The organism is Azospirillum sp. TSH58 (assembly GCF_003119115.1).
In the GTDB taxonomy this organism is placed as follows: Bacteria; Pseudomonadota; Alphaproteobacteria; order Azospirillales; family Azospirillaceae; genus Azospirillum.
This window is the reverse complement of the sequence record NZ_CP022364.1, coordinates 272,501-290,311: the sequence shown is the minus strand read 5'-3', so window position 1 is coordinate 290,311 and position 17,811 is coordinate 272,501. Positions and strand designations below refer to the sequence as shown.

Annotated in this window: 16 protein-coding genes; 10 read left to right on the top strand and 6 right to left on the bottom strand. The window is 67.4% G+C overall.

The features are described from left to right. Positions 1–4: 4 nt before the first annotated feature. From livM to TSH58p_RS04890, 5 genes are all read left to right on the top strand, one after another. Entirely contained in the window at positions 5–1,522 is a 1,518-nt protein-coding gene (livM, locus tag TSH58p_RS04910; protein WP_109068302.1) for a high-affinity branched-chain amino acid ABC transporter permease LivM, read from the top strand. Positions 1,523–1,551: 29 nt separating this feature from the next. Next, complete coding sequence (locus TSH58p_RS04905) at positions 1,552–2,421, top strand: ABC transporter ATP-binding protein (protein ID WP_247873849.1); 870 nt, start codon at positions 1,552–1,554, stop codon at positions 2,419–2,421. Between the two features lie 3 nt (positions 2,422–2,424). Beyond that, positions 2,425–3,135 carry an ABC transporter ATP-binding protein gene (locus TSH58p_RS04900; protein WP_109068300.1) on the top strand — a complete coding sequence of 237 codons (711 nt, stop codon included), beginning with the start codon at positions 2,425–2,427 and terminating at the stop codon, positions 3,133–3,135. Then, complete coding sequence (locus tag TSH58p_RS04895) at positions 3,135–3,494, top strand: DUF6867 family protein (protein WP_109068299.1); 360 nt, start codon at positions 3,135–3,137, stop codon at positions 3,492–3,494. The genes TSH58p_RS04900 and TSH58p_RS04895 overlap by 1 nt, the downstream gene beginning before the upstream one ends. A 173-nt stretch (positions 3,495–3,667) precedes the next feature. Then, complete coding sequence (locus TSH58p_RS04890) at positions 3,668–4,768, top strand: branched-chain amino acid ABC transporter substrate-binding protein (RefSeq protein ID WP_109068298.1); 1,101 nt, start codon at positions 3,668–3,670, stop codon at positions 4,766–4,768. 100 nt (positions 4,769–4,868) lie between these two features. Here TSH58p_RS04890 and TSH58p_RS04885 read toward each other — a convergent pair whose 3' ends face one another. Further along, on the bottom strand, positions 4,869–5,120 hold the full coding sequence (locus TSH58p_RS04885; protein WP_109068297.1) for a hypothetical protein: 252 nt from the start codon (positions 5,118–5,120) through the stop codon (positions 4,869–4,871). A gap of 195 nt (positions 5,121–5,315) precedes the next feature. On the opposite strand from TSH58p_RS04885, the gene TSH58p_RS04880 reads away from it, so the two are divergent. The 3 genes from TSH58p_RS04880 to TSH58p_RS04870 all read left to right on the top strand — a co-directional run bounded on the left by TSH58p_RS04880 (position 5,316) and on the right by TSH58p_RS04870 (position 7,912). Then, the gene (locus TSH58p_RS04880) at positions 5,316–5,531 is read left to right on the top strand and encodes a hypothetical protein (RefSeq protein WP_199230025.1); all 216 of its coding nucleotides are present in this window, start codon (positions 5,316–5,318) and stop codon (positions 5,529–5,531) included. Positions 5,532–5,953: 422 nt separating this feature from the next. Further along, positions 5,954–6,994 (top strand): OmpA family protein, encoded by a 1,041-nt coding sequence (locus TSH58p_RS04875; RefSeq protein ID WP_109068296.1) that lies wholly within the window; start codon positions 5,954–5,956, stop codon positions 6,992–6,994. Between the two features lie 273 nt (positions 6,995–7,267). Beyond that, positions 7,268–7,912 carry a response regulator gene (locus TSH58p_RS04870; protein ID WP_109068295.1) on the top strand — a complete coding sequence of 215 codons (645 nt, stop codon included), beginning with the start codon at positions 7,268–7,270 and terminating at the stop codon, positions 7,910–7,912. On the opposite strand, the gene TSH58p_RS04865 is transcribed toward TSH58p_RS04870, so the two are convergent. Continuing rightward, the gene (locus TSH58p_RS04865; protein WP_247873848.1) at positions 7,889–9,406 is read right to left on the bottom strand and encodes an ATP-binding protein; all 1,518 of its coding nucleotides are present in this window, start codon (positions 9,404–9,406) and stop codon (positions 7,889–7,891) included. The two genes, TSH58p_RS04870 and TSH58p_RS04865, sit on opposite strands and share 24 nt — an antisense overlap. Before the next feature lie 97 nt (positions 9,407–9,503). Between TSH58p_RS04865 and TSH58p_RS33015 the strand changes: the two genes are divergently transcribed. Together TSH58p_RS33015 and TSH58p_RS04855 are read left to right on the top strand one after the other, a co-directional pair. Further along, on the top strand, positions 9,504–9,791 hold the full coding sequence (locus TSH58p_RS33015; protein WP_158282558.1) for a 4Fe-4S dicluster domain-containing protein: 288 nt from the start codon (positions 9,504–9,506) through the stop codon (positions 9,789–9,791). Positions 9,792–9,863: 72 nt separating this feature from the next. Continuing rightward, positions 9,864–10,304, top strand: coding sequence for a DUF4383 domain-containing protein (locus tag TSH58p_RS04855; protein WP_035673579.1), 441 nt, complete (start codon positions 9,864–9,866; stop codon positions 10,302–10,304). A 19-nt stretch (positions 10,305–10,323) separates the two neighbouring features. On the opposite strand, the gene TSH58p_RS04850 is transcribed toward TSH58p_RS04855, so the two are convergent. From TSH58p_RS04850 to TSH58p_RS04835, 4 genes are all read right to left on the bottom strand, one after another. Continuing rightward, positions 10,324–11,013, bottom strand: coding sequence for an RluA family pseudouridine synthase (locus TSH58p_RS04850; protein ID WP_109068292.1), 690 nt, complete (start codon positions 11,011–11,013; stop codon positions 10,324–10,326). A 22-nt stretch (positions 11,014–11,035) separates the two neighbouring features. Next, complete coding sequence (locus TSH58p_RS04845) at positions 11,036–11,386, bottom strand: hypothetical protein (RefSeq protein WP_109068291.1); 351 nt, start codon at positions 11,384–11,386, stop codon at positions 11,036–11,038. A gap of 143 nt (positions 11,387–11,529) precedes the next feature. Beyond that, a complete protein-coding gene (locus TSH58p_RS04840) occupies positions 11,530–13,164 on the bottom strand; it encodes a fumarate hydratase (protein ID WP_109068290.1) in 1,635 nt (544 codons plus the stop codon). A gap of 239 nt (positions 13,165–13,403) precedes the next feature. Then, positions 13,404–17,387, bottom strand: a complete 3,984-nt coding sequence (locus tag TSH58p_RS04835; protein ID WP_109068289.1) for a Pls/PosA family non-ribosomal peptide synthetase — start codon at positions 17,385–17,387, stop codon at positions 13,404–13,406. Positions 17,388–17,811: the final 424 nt, after the last annotated feature.

Sequence of the window (17,811 nt, the reverse complement as noted above, 5' to 3'; positions counted from 1 at the left end):
GGCCATGACCGCGATTTCCCTGTCTTCGCCGCGGGCCATCGCCTGGCCCGCGATCCTGAAGGAGGCGGCGATGACCGCCTTCGTCGCCCTTCTCCTGACGATTCCGCTGGTCGGCCTGCGCACGGTGGACCGTCCCACCGGCCTCGGGCTGGAAACCCGCTGGAACGAGGTGGCCGCCGCCGTCGGTCTGGTCTTCCTCGGCCGTCTCGGCCTCTGCCTGATCCGCGAGGGCCACGCCGTCACCGTCCTGGTGCTGGCCGCCGCCGCCACCGCGGCGGGATTCTTCATCGCCATGCCGACGGAGGCCCTTCGGGTCATCCTGATCGCCGGCGGCGCGGTCATCGCGATCCGCGCCATTTTGGCGATCCGCACCGGCCGCTCCAAGCTGTCGCAGGCGGAGCGCGACAAGCGGATGGACCACATCGCCGCGCAGGTGCAGCACGCCTCCCGCTGGCTCGGTCCGATCGCCGTCGTCGTGGCGCTGGCCTTCCCGTTCACCCCCTTCGCCGACCGCCAGCTGCTGGACATCGGCATCCTGCTGCTGACCTACATCATGCTGGGCTGGGGGTTGAACATCGTGGTCGGCCTCGCCGGCCTGCTCGACCTCGGCTATGTGGCCTTCTACGCGGTGGGCGCCTACTCCTACGCGCTGCTGGCCCATTATTTCGGCTTCAGCTTCTGGGTCTGCCTGCCGCTGGCCGGTTTCCTGGCGGCGATGTCGGGCGTCCTGCTGGGCTTCCCGGTCCTTCGCCTGCGCGGCGACTATTTCGCCATCGTGACGCTGGGCTTCGGCGAGATCATCCGCATCATCCTGATCAACTGGTACCAGTTCACCGGCGGTCCGAACGGCATCTCCGGCATTCCGCGCCCGAGCTTCTTCGGCATCGCCGACTTCACCCGGACCCCGGCGGAGGGCACCGCGGCCTTCCACGAGATGTTCGGCCTGGAGTTCAGCCCGCTGCACCGGATCATCTTCCTCTATTACCTGATCCTGGTGCTGGCCCTGGTGGTGAACCTGTTCACCATGCGCGTCCGCAAGCTGCCGCTGGGCCGCGCTTGGGAAGCGCTGCGCGAGGACGACATCGCCTGCGCCTCGCTGGGCATCAACCGCACGAACATGAAGCTGGCGGCCTTCGCCATCGCGGCGATGTTCGGCGGCTTCGCCGGGTCCTTCTTCGCCACCCGCCAGGGCTTCATCAGCCCGGAAAGCTTCACCTTCATCGAGTCGGCGATCATCCTCGCCATCGTGGTGCTGGGCGGCATGGGCAGCCAGATCGGCGTCGTCGTGGCGACCCTGCTGGTCATCGGCCTGCCGGAAGCCTTCCGTGAACTGGCCGACTACCGCATGCTGGCGTTCGGCATGGGCATGGTGCTGATCATGCTGTGGCGTCCGCGCGGCCTGCTGGCCCACCGCGATCCGACCATCCTCCTGCACGGCCGTCCCAAGGGCGGAGCCGGCGGCCCCGCCGCGGGCACCGCCGCCGCCGGCGGCCAGGGCATCGCCGGGGGGAGCGCGAAGTGATGGAAGGTAAAGTGATGACGGGCCATTCCATGACCACAACGCCCCTGCTGACGGTCGAACACCTCACCATGCGCTTCGGTGGGCTGGTGGCGGTCAACGACGTCTCCTTCTCGGCCAACAACGGCGAGATCACCGCGATCATCGGCCCGAACGGCGCCGGCAAGACCACGCTGTTCAACTGCATCACCGGCTTCTACACCCCCACGGTGGGCCGGCTGACGCTGCGCCACGCCGACGGGAAGGAGTTCCTGCTGGAGCGGATGCCGGGCTACCGCATCTCGCAGAAGGCCAGCGTCGCCCGCACCTTCCAGAACATCCGCCTGTTCGGCGGCATGAGCGTCCTGGAGAACCTGATCGTCGCCCAGCACAACAAGCTGATCCGCGCCTCGGGCTTCTCCATCGCCGGTCTGCTCGGCCTTCCGTCCTACACCAAGACGGAGCGGGAGGCGGTCGATCTGGCCAAGTACTGGCTGGACCGCGTGCGCCTGCTGGAGTTCGCGGACTGGGAGGCGGGCAATCTGCCCTACGGCGCCCAGCGCCGGCTGGAGATCGCCCGCGCCATGTGCACTGAGCCGGTGATGCTCTGCCTGGATGAGCCGGCGGCGGGCCTCAACCCCCGCGAGTCGGGCGAACTGGCCGATCTGCTCACCTACATCCGCGACGAGCACAGGATCGGCGTGCTGCTGATCGAGCATGACATGAGCGTGGTGATGACCATTTCCGACCATGTCGTGGTGCTGGATTACGGACGGAAGATTTCCGACGGCGATCCGGCCTTCGTGAAGAACGACCCCGCGGTCATCCGCGCCTATCTGGGCGAGGAAGAGGACGAGGAGTTGCCGCCGGAGGTCAAGGCCGACCTGCCGGAGGTCGCCAAACGAGCCGAGGAGGGGGCCTGAGCCATGCTGAAGGTATCGGGCGTCCACACCTTCTACGGCGCCATCGAGGCGCTGAAGGGGGTCGACATCGAGATCGGGGCCGGCGAGATCGTCTCGCTGATCGGCGCCAACGGCGCCGGCAAGTCCACGCTTCTCATGACCATCTGCGGCAGTCCGCGCGCCCGCATGGGCCGGATCACCTTCGAAGGGCAGGACATCACGCAGATGCCCACCTACGAACTGGTCCGCCTGGGCATCGCCCAGTCGCCGGAAGGCCGCCGGATCTTCCCGCGCATGAGCGTGCTGGAGAACCTGCAGATGGGGTCCATCACCGCCAAGCCGGGCAGCTTCGCCAACGAGCTGGAGCGGGTCCTGACCCTGTTCCCGCGCCTGAAGGAGCGCATCGGCCAGCGCGCCGGCACCATGTCGGGCGGCGAGCAGCAGATGCTGGCCATCGGCCGCGCGCTGATGAGCCAGCCGCGGCTGCTGCTTCTCGACGAGCCGTCGCTGGGCCTCGCCCCGCTGGTGGTGAAGCAGATCTTCCAGGCGGTGAAGGACATCAACCGCGAACAGAAGATGACCGTGTTCATGGTCGAGCAGAACGCCTTCCACGCGCTGAAGCTCGCCCACCGCGGTTATGTGATGGTCAACGGTAAGGTCACCATGTCGGGGACCGGCGCGGAACTGCTGGCGAACGAGGAAGTTCGCTCGGCCTATCTGGAGGGAGGTCACTGATGGACGGCGTTCTCGGGTCCTCTCTGCCGGTGTTCCTGGGCCTGACGGTCCTGGTGTTCGGCGGCTGCGGCGTTTTGACCGGCCAGACCCTGGCCGAAGGCTGGAAGCCGCTGTCGAGCGCCATCGCCTACTCCGTCCTGCTGGGCTTGGGCGACCGGTTCCTGGTCTGGGGCCTGTTCGGCGGCCAGCTCCTGTCGGTATACGGATTCGTGGTGCACACCCTGGTGATCGGCGCGATCACCCTGACCACGTACCGCATTTCGATGGCGCGCCGGATGGTGTCTCAGTATCCTTGGCTGTACGAGCGTTCGGGACCCTTCGGCTGGCGCGAGCGCGTCGGCGGAACGCTCGCCGAGTGATTGCGAAATCTATGGCTCCGATCGGGACCAGGACGCGGGCGAAACTGTCGCACTTGGCGATGATCGGACTATAGTGGAACCTTGTCGGCACCGGCGCCCCCAGCCCTTGGGGGTCCGGTGAAAAGGCCCCGGCGGGGCCGGCGTACGACTCATAACAGGGAGCCAACGAAACTATGAACTACAAGCTTTCCCTCCTCGTTGCGGTTGCGGCGACCGCTATGACCGCCTCGGTGGCGAAGGCCGACATCGCGGTGGCGACCGCCGGCCCGATCACCGGCCAGTACGCCACCTTCGGCGAGCAGATGAAGAAGGGCATGGAGCAGGCGGTTGCCGACATCAACGCCGCCGGCGGTGTCCTGGGCCAGAAGCTGAAGCTGGAAGTGGGCGACGACGCCTGCGACCCGAAGCAGGCCGTCGCCGTGGCGAACCAGCTCGCCAAGGCGGGTGTGAAGTTCGTCGCCGGTCACTTCTGCTCGGGCTCCTCGATCCCGGCCTCGCAGGTCTACGCCGAGGAAGGCGTCCTGCAGATCTCCCCGGCCTCGACCAACCCCAAGCTGACCGAGCAGGGCCTGAAGAACGTCTTCCGCGTTTGCGGCCGTGACGACCAGCAGGGCCAGATCGCCGGCAAGTATCTGCTGGACAACTACAAGGGCAAGAACGTCGCGATCCTGCACGACAAGTCGGCCTATGGTAAGGGTCTCGCCGACGAGACGCAGAAGGCGCTGAACGCCGGCGGCCAGAAGGAGAAGATCTACGAAGCCTACACGGCGGGTGAGAAGGACTACTCGGCGCTGGTGTCGAAGCTGAAGCAGGAAGCCGTCGACGTCGTCTATGTCGGTGGCTATCACACCGAAGCCGGTCTGCTGGCCCGCCAGATGAAGGATCAGGGCCTGAACGCCCCGATCGTGTCGGGCGACGCGCTGGTGACCAACGAGTATTGGGCGATCACCGGTCCGGCCGGCGAGAACACCATGATGACCTTCGGTCCGGACCCGCGCGAAATGCCGGACGCCAAGGAAGCCGTGGAGAAGTTCCGCAAGGCCGGCTATGAGCCGGAGGGCTACACCCTCTACACCTACGCCGCCCTGCAGATCTGGGCGGACGCGGTCAAGCAGGCCAACTCCACCGACGCCGCCAAGGTTTCTGAGGTTCTCCGCAAGGGCAACTACAGCACGGTGATCGGCAAGATCGGCTTCGACGCCAAGGGCGACGTGACCACTCCGGCCTATGTCTGGTACCGCTGGAACAACGGTCAGTACGCCCAGGTCAAGTAAACCGGTCGTACGATCCGTTTTCCTTCGGGAAACGAAGTCGCGCAAAGGCCCGGCGGGAAACCGCCGGGCCTTTCGTTTGGCGTGGTGTCTGCGGTGTGGCTCAGAGGGTGGCCGGCTGCGCCGACAGGACGGGCGCCACCGGTGGCGCGGTGGGGGGAGGCGCCGAAGCGGGGGAGCGCTCCGCCAGAAGCCTCTCGGAGGTGCGCATCACATCCCGCCAGAAGGCGGCGGCGCGCAGGTTGTTGGCAGCCGTGAGTTCGACGAGGCGGACGCGGCTGATGCGGACGGCGGACTCGCCCAGTTCTTCCACGAGGCGGGTCGCGAACAGGAGCACGTCGTGATCGATTTTCATGACGGCATCAACACGCCGGATCGGCGGATTGTTCCGCAGGTGCGAAGACGGTTGTTGCAGCACCGCTACAGCCCGGTTCCGGTATGCGTGGGACGCACAACGGACACTCGCCAAACGGGGGCGGATTGGTGTTTGAATGGTCGGCCGCACCCGCAGGGTTGGCGGGTTTGACGTTTTGGGTTTTGGAGATCGGATATGCGCAGAAAGCGCGAAGTCGTCGAAGGCCAGATGTTCCGCAAGTTGGGGCCCGGCGGTGGCATGTGGCAGGTGATCGCCATCCGCAAGGATGGGCTGGGCACGCAGCATGCCCAGCTGCAGCGGTCCGACGATCACAAGACCTTGAAAACTCTGGCGGTTTCCGCCCTGCTTGATCCCACCCAGTTCGAGATGGTCGCCGAGCCGCAGGATTGACCTGAACGGCCGCATCGGGTCCGTCCACTCTTTTCCAGGAAACCGCGCAAGCGCCGCCCCTGCCGAAGGCGGGGCGCCTTCGTGCGTCCGCTCTGTTGGTCCTATGAGCAAATCCACTCCGAAAGTCATGCATTCTATCCGATGGGATTAGGAAGAATTCGGCGGGCGATTGCTTCGATCTCAAATGAATATGAAGTCTACGACGAACGTTCGGGTAATGCAGAAATGCAACATCCCTGTTCATCTTGTCGCAGAGCACTTGTGACGTTGGGTGGTTGCTGTTATTTCGAACTCATGACGTTTCAACCGCCGACGGAATGTGGCGGGCTCGCCCGATGAAGGACGGAGTCTCCGGACACCCGGCCTTCTGAACGGGTCGCTTCGACAGCCCCGGCAACGCCGTGCACAAAGGAAAGAAGAAGATGACTCTGCGTGGGATTCTGCTCGGAACGGCGCTCGCGGCGATGCTGCCGACCGCCGCCATGGCCGCGACCGAGGGCTTTTACGTCGGCGCCGGCGCCGGCGTGAACTGGACGCGCGACGCCGATCTGCGTTTCGAAAACACCCCGACGGACGCCAGCACCAGCTTCAAGCTGGGCGGCATCGGCGACATCTCCGCCGGCTACGCCACCGCCGCCGGCCCGCGCGCCGAGCTGGAGTTCGCTTGGCGCTGGCGCAACGCGATCGACAGCACCGACAGCTCCAACGCGGCGGTGAACGGTCTGGGTGGCAAGGCCAGCTCGCTCGCCTTCATGGGCAACGTGCTGTACGACATCAACACCGGCACCGCCTTCACGCCCTACATCGGCGTCGGCGCCGGTATCGCCCAGGTCCGTCTGGATCTCGGCGGTTTCGATGACCGCGACTGGGTGTTCGCCTACCAGGGCATCGCCGGCGTGTCCTACGCCCTGAGCCAGAACCTGGCCCTGACGCTGGACTACCGCTACTTCGCGACTCTCGATCCGAAGTTCGATCTGGGCGGCCCCGCCGGCCTCGCCAGCTCCACCGTGAAGGGCGAGTACCAGAACCACACCATCATGGCCGGCCTGCGCTACACCTTCGGCGCCCCGGCGGCGGCCCCCGCGGCGGCCCCCATCGCTCCGGCGGCTCCGGTGCAGGCGCAGCCGCAGTCGGAGTATCTGGTGTTCTTCGACTGGGACAAGGCCAACATCACCGCGGCGTCCGACAAGATCATCGGCGATGCCGCCGCCTCGGCCGGTCAGGTGCGGGCGGTCAGCATCCATGTGGTTGGCCACACCGACACCTCGGGCTCGCCGGCCTACAACCAGCGGCTCTCGCTGCGCCGCGCCGACGCGGTGAAGAACGCGCTGGTCGGCAAGGGCGTTGCCGCCAACCAGATCACTGTCGAGGGCAAGGGCGAGACCCAGCTCCTGGTGAACACCGGGGCGAACGTCCGCGAGCCGTCGAACCGCCGCGCGCAGATCCTCATCCGCGTGCAGTGATCCGGCGGGCCGCCGGTCCCGTTCGGGGCCGGTCGGCGCGGTCAGGACAGGGAAAGGGCGTCGCCACCGCGGCGCCCTTTTCGCATCTGCGGCAGAAACACGCGCAGCATTGCGGAATCATGCATCAATTGTGGCGTGAAACCTCCGGTCGGCGTATGAGGTTCATACCGGAAGCCGCACTTTGGTTTGAGACGACCGAGGCCGGCCCGGTCCCAGCGGACCCTGTCCCATCGGGTCGTTTCCTCCAGCCGCCTTCGCCGAAGCAGGGTTGTCATGCAGGTATTGATCGCCGACGATCACTCCATTGTTCGCAGTGGCCTGACCCATCTGGTCGGGGAGCTGGACGAACAGGCCAACGTGGCCGCGGCGACCAGCTTCGGCCAGTTGACCCAGCTGCTGGACCAGGGGACCTACGACCTCGTCATCATGGATCTGCGCATGCCGGGCCTCGGTGGGCTGGAAGACGTGGAGGCGGTGGTGAAGCGGGTGGCGCCGGTGCCGGTCGTCGTCTTCTCGATGATCGATTCGCCGGACGAGATGCGCGCCGTGCTGTCGCGCGGGGTGCGGGCCTTCATTCCGAAATCCACCGACGACGTTCTGGTCGTGAACATCCTGCGGCTGGTCATGGCCGGCGGGTCCTATGTGCCGCCGGTGCTCGGCATGCCGGGGTTGGCCCAGGCGCCGGTCGCCGCGAAGGCGCATGAGCCGAGCGTCTTCGACGGCATGACCCGCCGCCAGTTGGAGGTTCTGGACCTGTTGGCCCAGGGCCTGTCGAATCAGGAGATCGGGGAGCGGCTGGGCCTGAACCTGTCCACCGTCAAGACCCACGTCACCGGCGTGCTGAAGGCGCTGGGTGTGGGCAGCCGGACCCAGGCGGTGCTGCTGGTCAAGGAATCAGGCCGCGACCGTCTCGTGTAGGCTGCGGACCAGGGGAACCCCCACGGCGAACACCGTTCCGCGCCCTTCGACCGAGCGTAGCTCCAGCGGATGGCCGAGCAGCCGGGCCAGCCGGTCGACGATGGCCAGCCCCAGCCCGATTCCCTCGCTGCGGTCGCGGTCGGGCCGGTCGAGCTGGACGAATTCCTCGAAAATGCGGCGGCGGTCGATTTCGGCGATGCCGCGGCCGGTGTCGTAGACCTCGATCCACACAGTGCCGCCGCGGCGCCGGCATCCCATCAGCACGCCGCCCTGTTCGGTGTAGCGCACCGCGTTGGTGAGCAGGTTGCGCAGGATGCGCTCCAGAAGGAAGGGGTCCGTCCGCACGGAAAGGTCCGTCGGCACGACGCGCAGCCGCAGGCCCTTGTCCTCGGCAATCCCGGTGAATTCCGCTTCGAGCTGGTCGAACAGGGCGGACAGCGCGACATCGGCGGGCTTCGGTTCGACCACGCCGGATTCCAGCTTCGAGATGTCCAGGATGGCGTTCAGCAGATCGTGCATCGACCGCTGGGCCAGCCGCAAATCCTTCACCAGCGCCAAGGCGCGGGGCTTGTCGAGCTGCCGTTCCAGCATGCCGGTGAACATGTTGATGGCCTGAAGGGGCTGCTTCAGGTCATGCCCGGCGTGGGCGAGAAAACGCGATTTCGCCAGATGGGCCTGTTCCGCCGCCACCTTCGCCGTGTGCAGCTCGGCGGTGCGGGCGCGCACCTGGGCCTCCAGCGTGACGTTGGTCTGCTCCAACGCCTGGGTCATGCGGGTGATGTCGGCGAACTGGCGCTGCACCTGCCGGACCATCGGTCGGAAGATCACCAGAACCTCGGCGCACAGGGTCAGCAGAGTCAGGATCAGGGCGGCGAACCCCAGATTGTGCAGAGTGGCGAAGCCACGCTCGCCCGCCTCCTGATAGCGCGCCACCATGTCCTCCAGGCCCGCCAGCAGCGGGCCGAGCGCCTGATGGGTGACGAGGTCGGCCTCGGGCATGTCGGGCGGCAGACCGGCGGGGCCGGCGGCGATCACCGCGCGGAGCGCGGCGATGTGGCGGAGCACCAGATCGTTCAGTGGCTCCGGCCCGTCGAAATAGAGGCGCCGCACGTCCTTGCCCATGGCCGGCCCCTCGTCGGCGCCGGTCAGCCGCCGGTGTGCGTTCTCGAACATGTCGGTCGCCTCGGCCAGACGGACGGTCAGGGCGCTCCGCTCGGCATCGGTCGGGGCGTTGCGGAGCTGCTCCGCCAGCAGGGCGGTGCGCTGGGACAGCATGCGCTGGCGGCCGGAGATGTTCACGACCTCCAGCATGTCGGCGTGCTGGTCGATGACCCGTTCGGTCATGACGAAGCCGGCCAACGTGCACAGCGCGATCACCCCGAGCGCCAGCCCGTAGCGAAGCGTCATCCAGCGCGCCGTGGTGTTGCCGATGGGGACCATGCCGTCCGTCCTTCCGGTGCGGACCTTGACGACGATCAAGGTCGGGTGGTGCACGAAGCATCACTGTACCGCCATCGCCGATGCCCGGCATTCGCGAATGCAGCAAGGGCAGGGCGACGGAAAAGGAAAAGCCGGGAGGAGGGAAGCCATCATGGCGATCAGTCGCGCGGATCTGTTCCGGGGCCGCCTCCGGTCCGAGAGCCGTCCGTCCGAGGCGCCCCAGGCGCTGGAGGCGCGCATCGGCGCGGCGTGCCTGTCCTACACCGGGACCGACTGCCGGATGTGCGGCGACCATTGCGACCACGGCGCGATCCGTTTCCGTCCGCTGGGGCGCGGGCGCTGGCTGCCGATCGTCGAGGAGGGGGGATGCACCGGCTGCGGCGACTGCGCGGCCGTGTGCCCGGTCAAAGCGGTGACCATGGAGCCGGTTGCCGCCTGAGCCAGGGAACGCTGTTTCCATAGCCTCTGTTGGTAAGACGGTTTCTTCCCCTGTCGGCCAACGGAGACGCACATGTGGTGGCGCAACGTAACACTGGTCTATGCCGCGGCTTTTACGGCCATCGGCATTTTAGGCTTCATTCCGACCTTCCTGTCCCCGCCTCCGGAGGGCATGACCCTCGCCGTCGAATCCTTCCACGGCTATCTGCTCGGGCTGTTCCCGGTGAATCTGTTGCACAACATCGTGCATCTCCTGTTCGGCCTGTGGGGCTTCTTCGCCTACTTCTCCAGCCGTCTGGCCTCGCGCAGCTATCTGCGCAGCGTGGCCGTGGCCTACGCCGTGCTGACCGTTCTTGGCTTCATCCCGGGTCTGAACACGCTGTTCGGGCTGGTGCCGCTGCACGGCAACGACATCTGGCTGCACGCCGTCCTCGCGATCGTGGCCGGCTACGTCGGCTTCATGGTGCATGAGACGGAGGTCGGCACGGAGAAGCGCGCCGAGTGGCGGGCGTAACGGCCCGCTGGCCCGACCGTCAGGCCGGGCCGTCTCCGTGAAAGCCGCAGGCGGCCAGCGCCGCGCGCATGTGGGGCGGAACCGGCGCCACCGCGCCGACCGCCTCGCGGGAGGGGTAGAGGGGCAGGGATATGGCCCGCGACTGCAGGTGCAGCGGATGCCCATCCGGCCCGCCATATTGCGGATCGCCGAGCAGCGGACAGCCCAGCGCCGTGGCGCAATGCACGCGGATCTGGTGCGTGCGCCCGGTGTGGGGCTTCAACTCCAGCCACGTCATGCCGTCGCCGCGGCCCAGGACCCGGTAGTCGGTGACGGCGCTCTGCCCGTCGTCGGCCACGACGATGCGCCAGCCACCGGTCTTGTTGGTGACCTTCTTCAAAGGCAGCTCGATGCGCCCCTGCTCCTCCGGCGGGGTGCCGGCGACGACCGCCCAATAGGTCTTGTCGACCTTGCCGTCCTGGAACAGCTTGCCCAGCTTGCGCAGGGCCTTGGGATGCCGCCCAAGGATCAGGCAGCCGGAGGTGTCGCGGTCCAGCCGGTGCGCGAGCCCCGGCGGCTTCGGAAAGCCGAAGCGCAGGGCGTCGAAATGGCGCTCCAGATTCGGGCCGCCGCCCGGTCCGGCGTGGACGGGTAGGCCGGCGGGCTTGTCGATGATGAGCATCAGCCCGTCGCGGTAGAGGACGCGGGCCTGGATTTGTTCGGGTGTCATGGTGCCTTAACGGACGAGTCGGTCAGTCTTCCTCATCCTCTTCGGGGTTGAGGGCGGCTTCGTCAACCGTTGTCAGAACGTCGGGCCGGATGGCGGCCAGCGCCAGCAGCACCGCCCGGACCGATTCCGGCGGGTGGACGTCGCCCGCGACCTGGGCCACCAACGCGTCCGTCACCAGCGGAGCGGCCGGAACGCGGCGGCGGATGGCGCGGATTTCCTTCTCGATGGCCTTGCGCTCCTCTGCCACGTCGTTGGCGTAGTGCGTCTGATGGCGCATCGAGAAATCATGCAGTCGCCGGTTCACGATGACCTCGGCGGCGAACAGGGCGCGGCGCTGGGCGTCGGCGATCTTGGCGGTCAGGTCATCGGCCATGGCGGGTCCTCGCATTGCAGACAATTGTCTCCTCCCTGTCCCTCTCCCGCTCTCGGCGGACCGTCGGTCCGCCTGCCGCGTCCGCGCAAACCCTCAGTTTGCGCGAGAGCTGACGCAGGGGAGGGACAGGGGAAGAACGGGCGTCAGGCCAGCTTCAGTTCCTTGAAGAAGTCGTTGCCCTTGTCATCGACGATGATGAAGGCCGGGAAGTCCTCGACCTCGATGCGCCAGATGGCTTCCATGCCGAGTTCCGGATACTCGATGCACTCCACCTTCTTGATGCAGTCCTGGGCCAGACGGGCCGCGGCACCGCCGATGGAGCCGAGATAGAAGCCGCCATGCGTCTTGCAGGCCGCGGTCACCTCGGGGCTGCGGTTGCCCTTGGCCAGCATGACCATCGAACCGCCCGCCGCCTGGAACTGCTCGACGAAGCTGTCCATGCGTCCGGCGGTCGTCGGACCGAAGGAGCCCGAGGCGTAGCCTTCCGGCGTCTTGGCCGGGCCGGCGTAGTAGATGGGGTGGTTCTTGAAATAGTCTGGCAGCGGCTCGCCGGCGTCCAGCCGCGCGCGCAGCTTGGCGTGGGCGAGGTCGCGGGCGACGATCAGCGGGCCGGTCAGCGACAGGCGGGTGCGGATCGGATACTGCTTCAGCGTGGCGAGGATCTCGCTCATCGGCTGGTTCAGATCGATCTTGACCACCTCGCCGGCGAGATCGCCGTCGGTGATCTCGGGCAGGTACTTGGCCGGATCGGTCTCCAACTGCTCCAGGAAGATGCCGTCCTTGGTGATCTTGCCCACCGCCTGACGGTCGGCCGAGCAGGACACGCCGATGCCGATCGGCATGGAGGCGCCGTGGCGCGGCAGGCGGATGACGCGGACGTCGTGGCAGAAGTACTTGCCGCCGAACTGGGCGCCGATGCCCATGGTCTGCGTCAGCTTGTGCACCTCCGCCTCCATGGCGAGGTCGCGGAAGGCGTGCGCGTCCTCGCCGCCCTCGGTCGGCAGATTGTCGAGGTAGCGGGCCGAGGCCAGCTTCACCGTCTTCAGATTCTGCTCCGCCGACAGGCCGCCGATGACGATGGCGAGGTGGTAGGGCGGACAGGCCGAGGTGCCGAGGTAGCGGATCTTGTCCTCGAGGAACTTCAGCAGCCGGTCCGGCGCCAGAACCGACGGGGTGGCCTGGTGCAGGAAAGTCTTGTTGGCCGACCCGCCGCCCTTGGCCATGAACAGGAACTTGTAGGCGTCCTCGCCCTCCGCGTAGATCTCGACCTGGCCCGGCAGGTTGTTGCGGGTGTTCTTCTCCTCATACATGGAGATCGGGGCGAGCTGGCTGTAGCGCAGGTTGCGCTTCAGGTAGGCGTCGCGGGCACCTTCCGACAGGGCGGTCTCGTCGCCGCCCTTGGTGAAGACGCGGCGGCCCTTCTTGCCCATGATGATGGCGGTGCCGGTGTCCTGGCACATCGGCAGGGTGCCGGCGGCGGCGATGTTGGCGTTCTTCAGCAGGTCCAGCGCCACGAACTTGTCGTTCGGCGAGGCTTCCGGATCGTCGAGGATCGCGCGGATCTGGCTGAGATGGCCGGGGCGCAGCAGGTGGTTGATGTCCTTGAAGGCCTCCTCGGCCAGCAGGCGCAGGCCCTCCGGCTCCACCTTCAGGACCTGTTCGCCGTCGAACTCGACGACCGAGACGTGATCCGAGGTCAGCTTGCGGTAGGTCGTGTCGTCCTTGGACAGCGGGAACAGCGTCGCGGCGCCGCGGGCGGGGCTGATGTCATCGGGCATTCGGGGGGCTTCCTTCCTGTTTCTTGGGTCACAGGCCCCGATGCGGCGCGCGGGAGCGCGCAAAAGGGCCAGGGCCACGCTCGCGCACCGTTATACACCCCTGCGCCCGGCGCACAACGGGAACGGAACGCCCTGCGGCGATAAGGAAAGGGCGTTGCCTCACCCCAAAAACGATGCGGCCCGGACCTACCGCCGAAGCGCTGGATGCCGGGCCGAAACAATCTAATATTAAAAAGAACTTACGCGGCGGTCTTGAACTGATCTGTCAACTCGGCTTGGCCTTCGGTCACCGGCTCCGCCGGGGCGCCGACCCATTCGGTGTGCGCCGGGATCTCCTCGCCCTTCATGACCAGGGTCAGCGGGCCGAGATGGGCGTAATCGCCGACGTTGGTGTCGTACAACACGGTGGAACCGGCGCCGATGGTGACGCCGCGGCCCACCTTCACGCAACCGACCTTCATCACGCGGTCCTCGTACAGGTGCGTCTGCAGGGCCGACAGGGCGTTCACCGCGCTGTGGTCGCCGACCGACACGCAGTCGAACTCGGTGATGTCGGTGGTGTCCATGAAGACGCCCTTGCCGAACTTCGTGCCGAACAGGCGCAGCACCCAGGGCAGCATCGGCGTGCCGCGCAGATGGTCGAGCAGCACCTTGCCGGCCAGACCCCAATAGAGCACCGCCACCGCTTCGGTCTTCATGGCCCACCAGGACCACATCGGCTTCACGGTCGGCGTGTAGCGGCCCATCAGCAGCCACTTCACCAGGATCACCACCGCCACCATCGCCACCGGGATGGCGACGCTGACCGCCAGGAACTGCGCCAGGAAGGCGCCGTAGCGCTGCTCCAGGATGGCCGGGGCGAACAGCTCGACCGCCAGCGTGCCGAAGGTGATGAACAGCATCGTCGGCATCGACAGGCTGAAGGCCTCGAACACCGCGCGGCCCAGGCGGCGGGCCTTGGACGGCTCATAGGTCCAGTTGGCGCCGACCCCGTCGAAGCGCTGGCGCACCGGCAGCTTGATCGGCGGGCTGCCGAACCACGTCTCGCCCGCGGACATCGCCTCGTTGCCGGGCGGCTTCGACTTGATGCCGATCAGCGAGCCGGTGGGGATGCTGGCCCCCGCCGGCACCACCGCGTCGTTGCCGACGAACACGCGCGCCTCGGTCTTCACCGGCTTCAGGAACATCCAGCCGCGGCGGATGTCCTCGTCGCCCAGCACCACCTCGTCGGCGATGAAGCACTTCTCGCCGATCTCCACGAGGTCGTAGCGCCCGGCGAGGTTGGTGGAGATCTCCGCGTCCTTGCCGATCTTGGCGCCCATCAGCCGGTACCACGCCCGCATGTAGACCGTGGCGTAGAGCGAGCTGAGGGTGTCCAGCATCACCTCGGTGGACAGCGCCACCATCCATTTGCGCAGGTAGAAGCCGCTGTGCACCGAATAGGTGCCGGCCTCGACGCGCGGCAGGACGATCCAGCGCACCGCGGCGATCATGCAGACCGTCACGGCCACCAGCGCCATGGCGGTCGGCCAGGCGATCAGCGGCAGGTAATAGAGATAGCTGACGCCGAAGACCGACCCCAGCACCCCGTCCAGATTGTCGAACAGGTAGAAGGCCGGGAAGATCGGCATCAGCGAGATCGGCGGCAGGGCCAGCAGCATCGCCGTGTAGAAGGCGGCGTTCAGCCCGCGGCGCAGCCGTCCCGCGGTCGCCGGGGCTGGCAGCTCCGCCCGGTCGACGCTGCCGACGCGGCGGGCGGGCGAGCCGTCCCAGCGCTCATAGGCGCCGGTGCGGGCACCGGCCGGCAGGGCGGTCAGGTCGGCCAGCTCCGTGCCGTGACCGACCACCGCGTCCATGCCGATGACGCAGGAGGTGCCGACATAGGCGTCGGCGCCGATCTCCACCGCGCCGATGACCAGCTCGTTGCCGATCACCTCCGCGTTGGCCAGCTTCACCTTGCCGCCGATCGAGGCGCCGGCGCCGATTGTGACGAGGTCGATGGCCCCGGACTCGAACTCGCCGATCAGCGTCTCGTCGCCCACCTTGGCGCCGAGCGCGCGCAAGAGGACCCGCATGACCGGCGAGCCCTGGAACCACTTCAGATGGACGAGGCTGATGAAGCGCTGCGCCAGCCACCAGCGGTAATAGTAGGCGCCCCACAGCGGGTAGCGCCCGGGCTTCGTCCGCCCGATGACCAGCCACTTGGCGGCGACGGCGATCACCACCGTGGCGGCGTTGATGACCATGTAGACGCCGAGCAGCGTGACGATTTCCTGAAGGAAATTGGCGTCCTCGCCCGACAGCAGCATGTAGCTGACGAAGACGCCGAGCCACTGCGCCGTCATCAGCGCCAGGATGAAGGGCAGGGCCGCCGCCTGCGCCGCGCCGCACAGGAAGCGGCGGAGCAGGGGAGGCGGCGTGAAGGAGCGGTCCTTGCGCTCCGCCCCGCCGCTGGTGCCGCCGCGCGGGGCGCGGGCGTCCAGCCGCTCGGCCATGGCGCGCAGGCTGCGGGCGCCGTAGACATCCTGCAGCGTCAGCCCGTCGAGGTGCCGGGTCTCCCGCACCGCCGAGACGAACCGCGCGGCGAGCAGCGAATGCCCGCCCAGATCCATGAAGAAGTCGGCCTCCAGCGGCACCGACTGACCGGGGAAGACGCGCTTGGCGGCCTCCAGCAGGGCGGCCTCCGTCGGCGTCCGCGGCTCGTCCTGCTCGCCGGGGCCGGCGTCGTCGGTCAGCGGCGCGGCCTGCAGCGCCTTGCGATCGGCCTTGCCGGAGGTCAGCCGGGGCAGGCGGTCCGTCACTTCGAAATGCGACGGCACCATGTAGCTTGGCAACTGGGCGCGCAGCTGGTCGCGCAGCGCCGTCTTGTCCAGCGCGGCGCCGGCCTGCGGCACCAGGAAGGCGACCAGCCGGTCCAGCCCGTTGTCGTTGCGCAGCACGACGGTGGCCTGGCTCACGCCGGCCATGTCGGTCAGCTTGGCCTCGATCTCGCCCAGCTCCAGCCGGAAACCGCGGATCTTCACCTGATCGTCGATGCGGCCATGGAACAGAAGGTTGCCGTTCGGATCGATGCTCACGGCGTCGCCGGAGCGGTAGAGCACCGGATCGTTGCCGTGGATGGCGAAGCTGTTGCGGATGAACTTCTCGGCGGTCAGGTCCGGGCGCCCCAGATAGCCCTGCGCCACGCCCGGCCCGCCGATCAGCAACTCGCCCTGGGTGCCGGGGGCGACGAGCGCCATCGCCTCGTCCACTACATAGCAGCTGTAGTTCGGGATCGGCCGGCCGATGGTGACCGGCTCGTCCGGACGCACTTCGGCCACGGTGGCGACCACGGTCGCCTCGGTCGGGCCATAGCTGTTGAAGATCGTCCGCCCGGGACGGCACCACCGCGCGGCCACCGCGGGCGGGCAGGCCTCGCCGCCCAGGATGACGACGCGCAGGCTCGGCACATCCTTGGGCAGCATGGCGAGCAGGGTCGGCACGGTGTCCAGCACCGTGATTCCGGCGTCGTTCAGCACGTCGGCCAGCCGGTCGGCCTCGTCCAGCACCTGCCGGCTCGCCACCCAGAGCGTCGCGCCGACCAGATAGGGCACGAAGATCTCTTCCAGCGACAGGTCGAAGGCCACCGAGGCGCCCTGGAAGGCGACATCCTCGCCGGTGATGCCGTACAGGCTGTTGGCCGCGCGCAGATAGTGGCAGATGTTGGCGTGGCTGATGACGATGCCCTTGGGCTTGCCGGTGGAGCCCGAGGTGTAGATCGCGTAGGCCGGATGATCGCGGGTGACGCCGTCCGCGCGCAGGTCGGGCGCACGTTCATCATCCGAAGCCAGATCGTCCAGCCGCAGCGCCGGCACCGCGAGCCCGGCCGCCTTCGACGCGGTCACCGCGTCCACCAGGATGGCCGGCGCGGAGCAATCGGCCAGGCTGATCGCCACGCGTTCGGCGGGCGCGTCGGCGTCGAAGGGCAGATAGGCAGCGCCGGCCTTCAGGATACCGAGCAGCGCCACATGCAGGTCGAGCGACCGCGTCATCCACAGGCCGACGAAGCTTCCCGGACCGTAGCCACGAGCGCGCAAGGCGTTGGCCACACGGTTCGCCCGGGCCTCCAGTTCGCCGTAGCTGACCCGGCGCCCGTCGAACAGGATGGCGGTCCGCTCCGGCGTGGCCCGCGCGGTGTCCGCGAAGATGTCGGCCAGCAGCTCATCCCGAAGCAGCTCCGGCATCGCGCGGCCTCGCAGCACGCCCGGAACTTGAAGAGAGGAAGGGGAAGAGGAGAGGGCATCGTTCGAAGATTCGGACGAACGATGGCCGGCGCCCGGGGCTTCGACCAAGGTCGGCGTGCGAAGCAATGTCACGCTTGTCAGCCTTTATAAAATGGTTCAGCGCAATCGCGGCGGTCGGACCCGTGTCTGATGGTCCCGGCGTTCGGCTGGCGGCTACTCTCTGCCGTTGTGCAACCTTACCGGATTTTGGTTAACGAACCATTGATTACTGCCGCGTTCAAGCTGAAGAACCCTTCAGCCGTTGGTCCGACTATGCGGTCCCCGTCGCGGCACAGCCAATGAAAAGAGTGTCATGTGAGCTTGGGAGCAGGCGGCGAGAAAAATCGCCGGGGACGAAAAAAGTGCTTGCCACCCCCGGGGGACC

Coding starts and splice junctions, on each gene's coding strand:
- TSH58p_RS33015 (WP_158282558.1), top strand. CDS start 9,504: ATGGCGATCAGTCGCGCGGATCTGTTCCGGGGCCGCCTCCGGTCCGAG.
- TSH58p_RS04845 (WP_109068291.1), bottom strand. CDS start 11,386: ATGGCCGATGACCTGACCGCCAAGATCGCCGACGCCCAGCGCCGCGCC.
- TSH58p_RS04840 (WP_109068290.1), bottom strand. CDS start 13,164: ATGCCCGATGACATCAGCCCCGCCCGCGGCGCCGCGACGCTGTTCCCG.
- livM (WP_109068302.1), top strand. CDS start 5: ATGACCGCGATTTCCCTGTCTTCGCCGCGGGCCATCGCCTGGCCCGCG.
- TSH58p_RS04895 (WP_109068299.1), top strand. CDS start 3,135: ATGGACGGCGTTCTCGGGTCCTCTCTGCCGGTGTTCCTGGGCCTGACG.
- TSH58p_RS04835 (WP_109068289.1), bottom strand. CDS start 17,387: ATGCCGGAGCTGCTTCGGGATGAGCTGCTGGCCGACATCTTCGCGGAC.
- TSH58p_RS04885 (WP_109068297.1), bottom strand. CDS start 5,120: ATGAAAATCGATCACGACGTGCTCCTGTTCGCGACCCGCCTCGTGGAA.
- TSH58p_RS04890 (WP_109068298.1), top strand. CDS start 3,668: ATGAACTACAAGCTTTCCCTCCTCGTTGCGGTTGCGGCGACCGCTATG.
- TSH58p_RS04850 (WP_109068292.1), bottom strand. CDS start 11,013: ATGACACCCGAACAAATCCAGGCCCGCGTCCTCTACCGCGACGGGCTG.
- TSH58p_RS04875 (WP_109068296.1), top strand. CDS start 5,954: ATGACTCTGCGTGGGATTCTGCTCGGAACGGCGCTCGCGGCGATGCTG.
- TSH58p_RS04900 (WP_109068300.1), top strand. CDS start 2,425: ATGCTGAAGGTATCGGGCGTCCACACCTTCTACGGCGCCATCGAGGCG.
- TSH58p_RS04870 (WP_109068295.1), top strand. CDS start 7,268: ATGCAGGTATTGATCGCCGACGATCACTCCATTGTTCGCAGTGGCCTG.
- TSH58p_RS04880 (WP_199230025.1), top strand. CDS start 5,316: ATGCGCAGAAAGCGCGAAGTCGTCGAAGGCCAGATGTTCCGCAAGTTG.
- TSH58p_RS04905 (WP_247873849.1), top strand. CDS start 1,552: ATGACCACAACGCCCCTGCTGACGGTCGAACACCTCACCATGCGCTTC.
- TSH58p_RS04855 (WP_035673579.1), top strand. CDS start 9,864: ATGTGGTGGCGCAACGTAACACTGGTCTATGCCGCGGCTTTTACGGCC.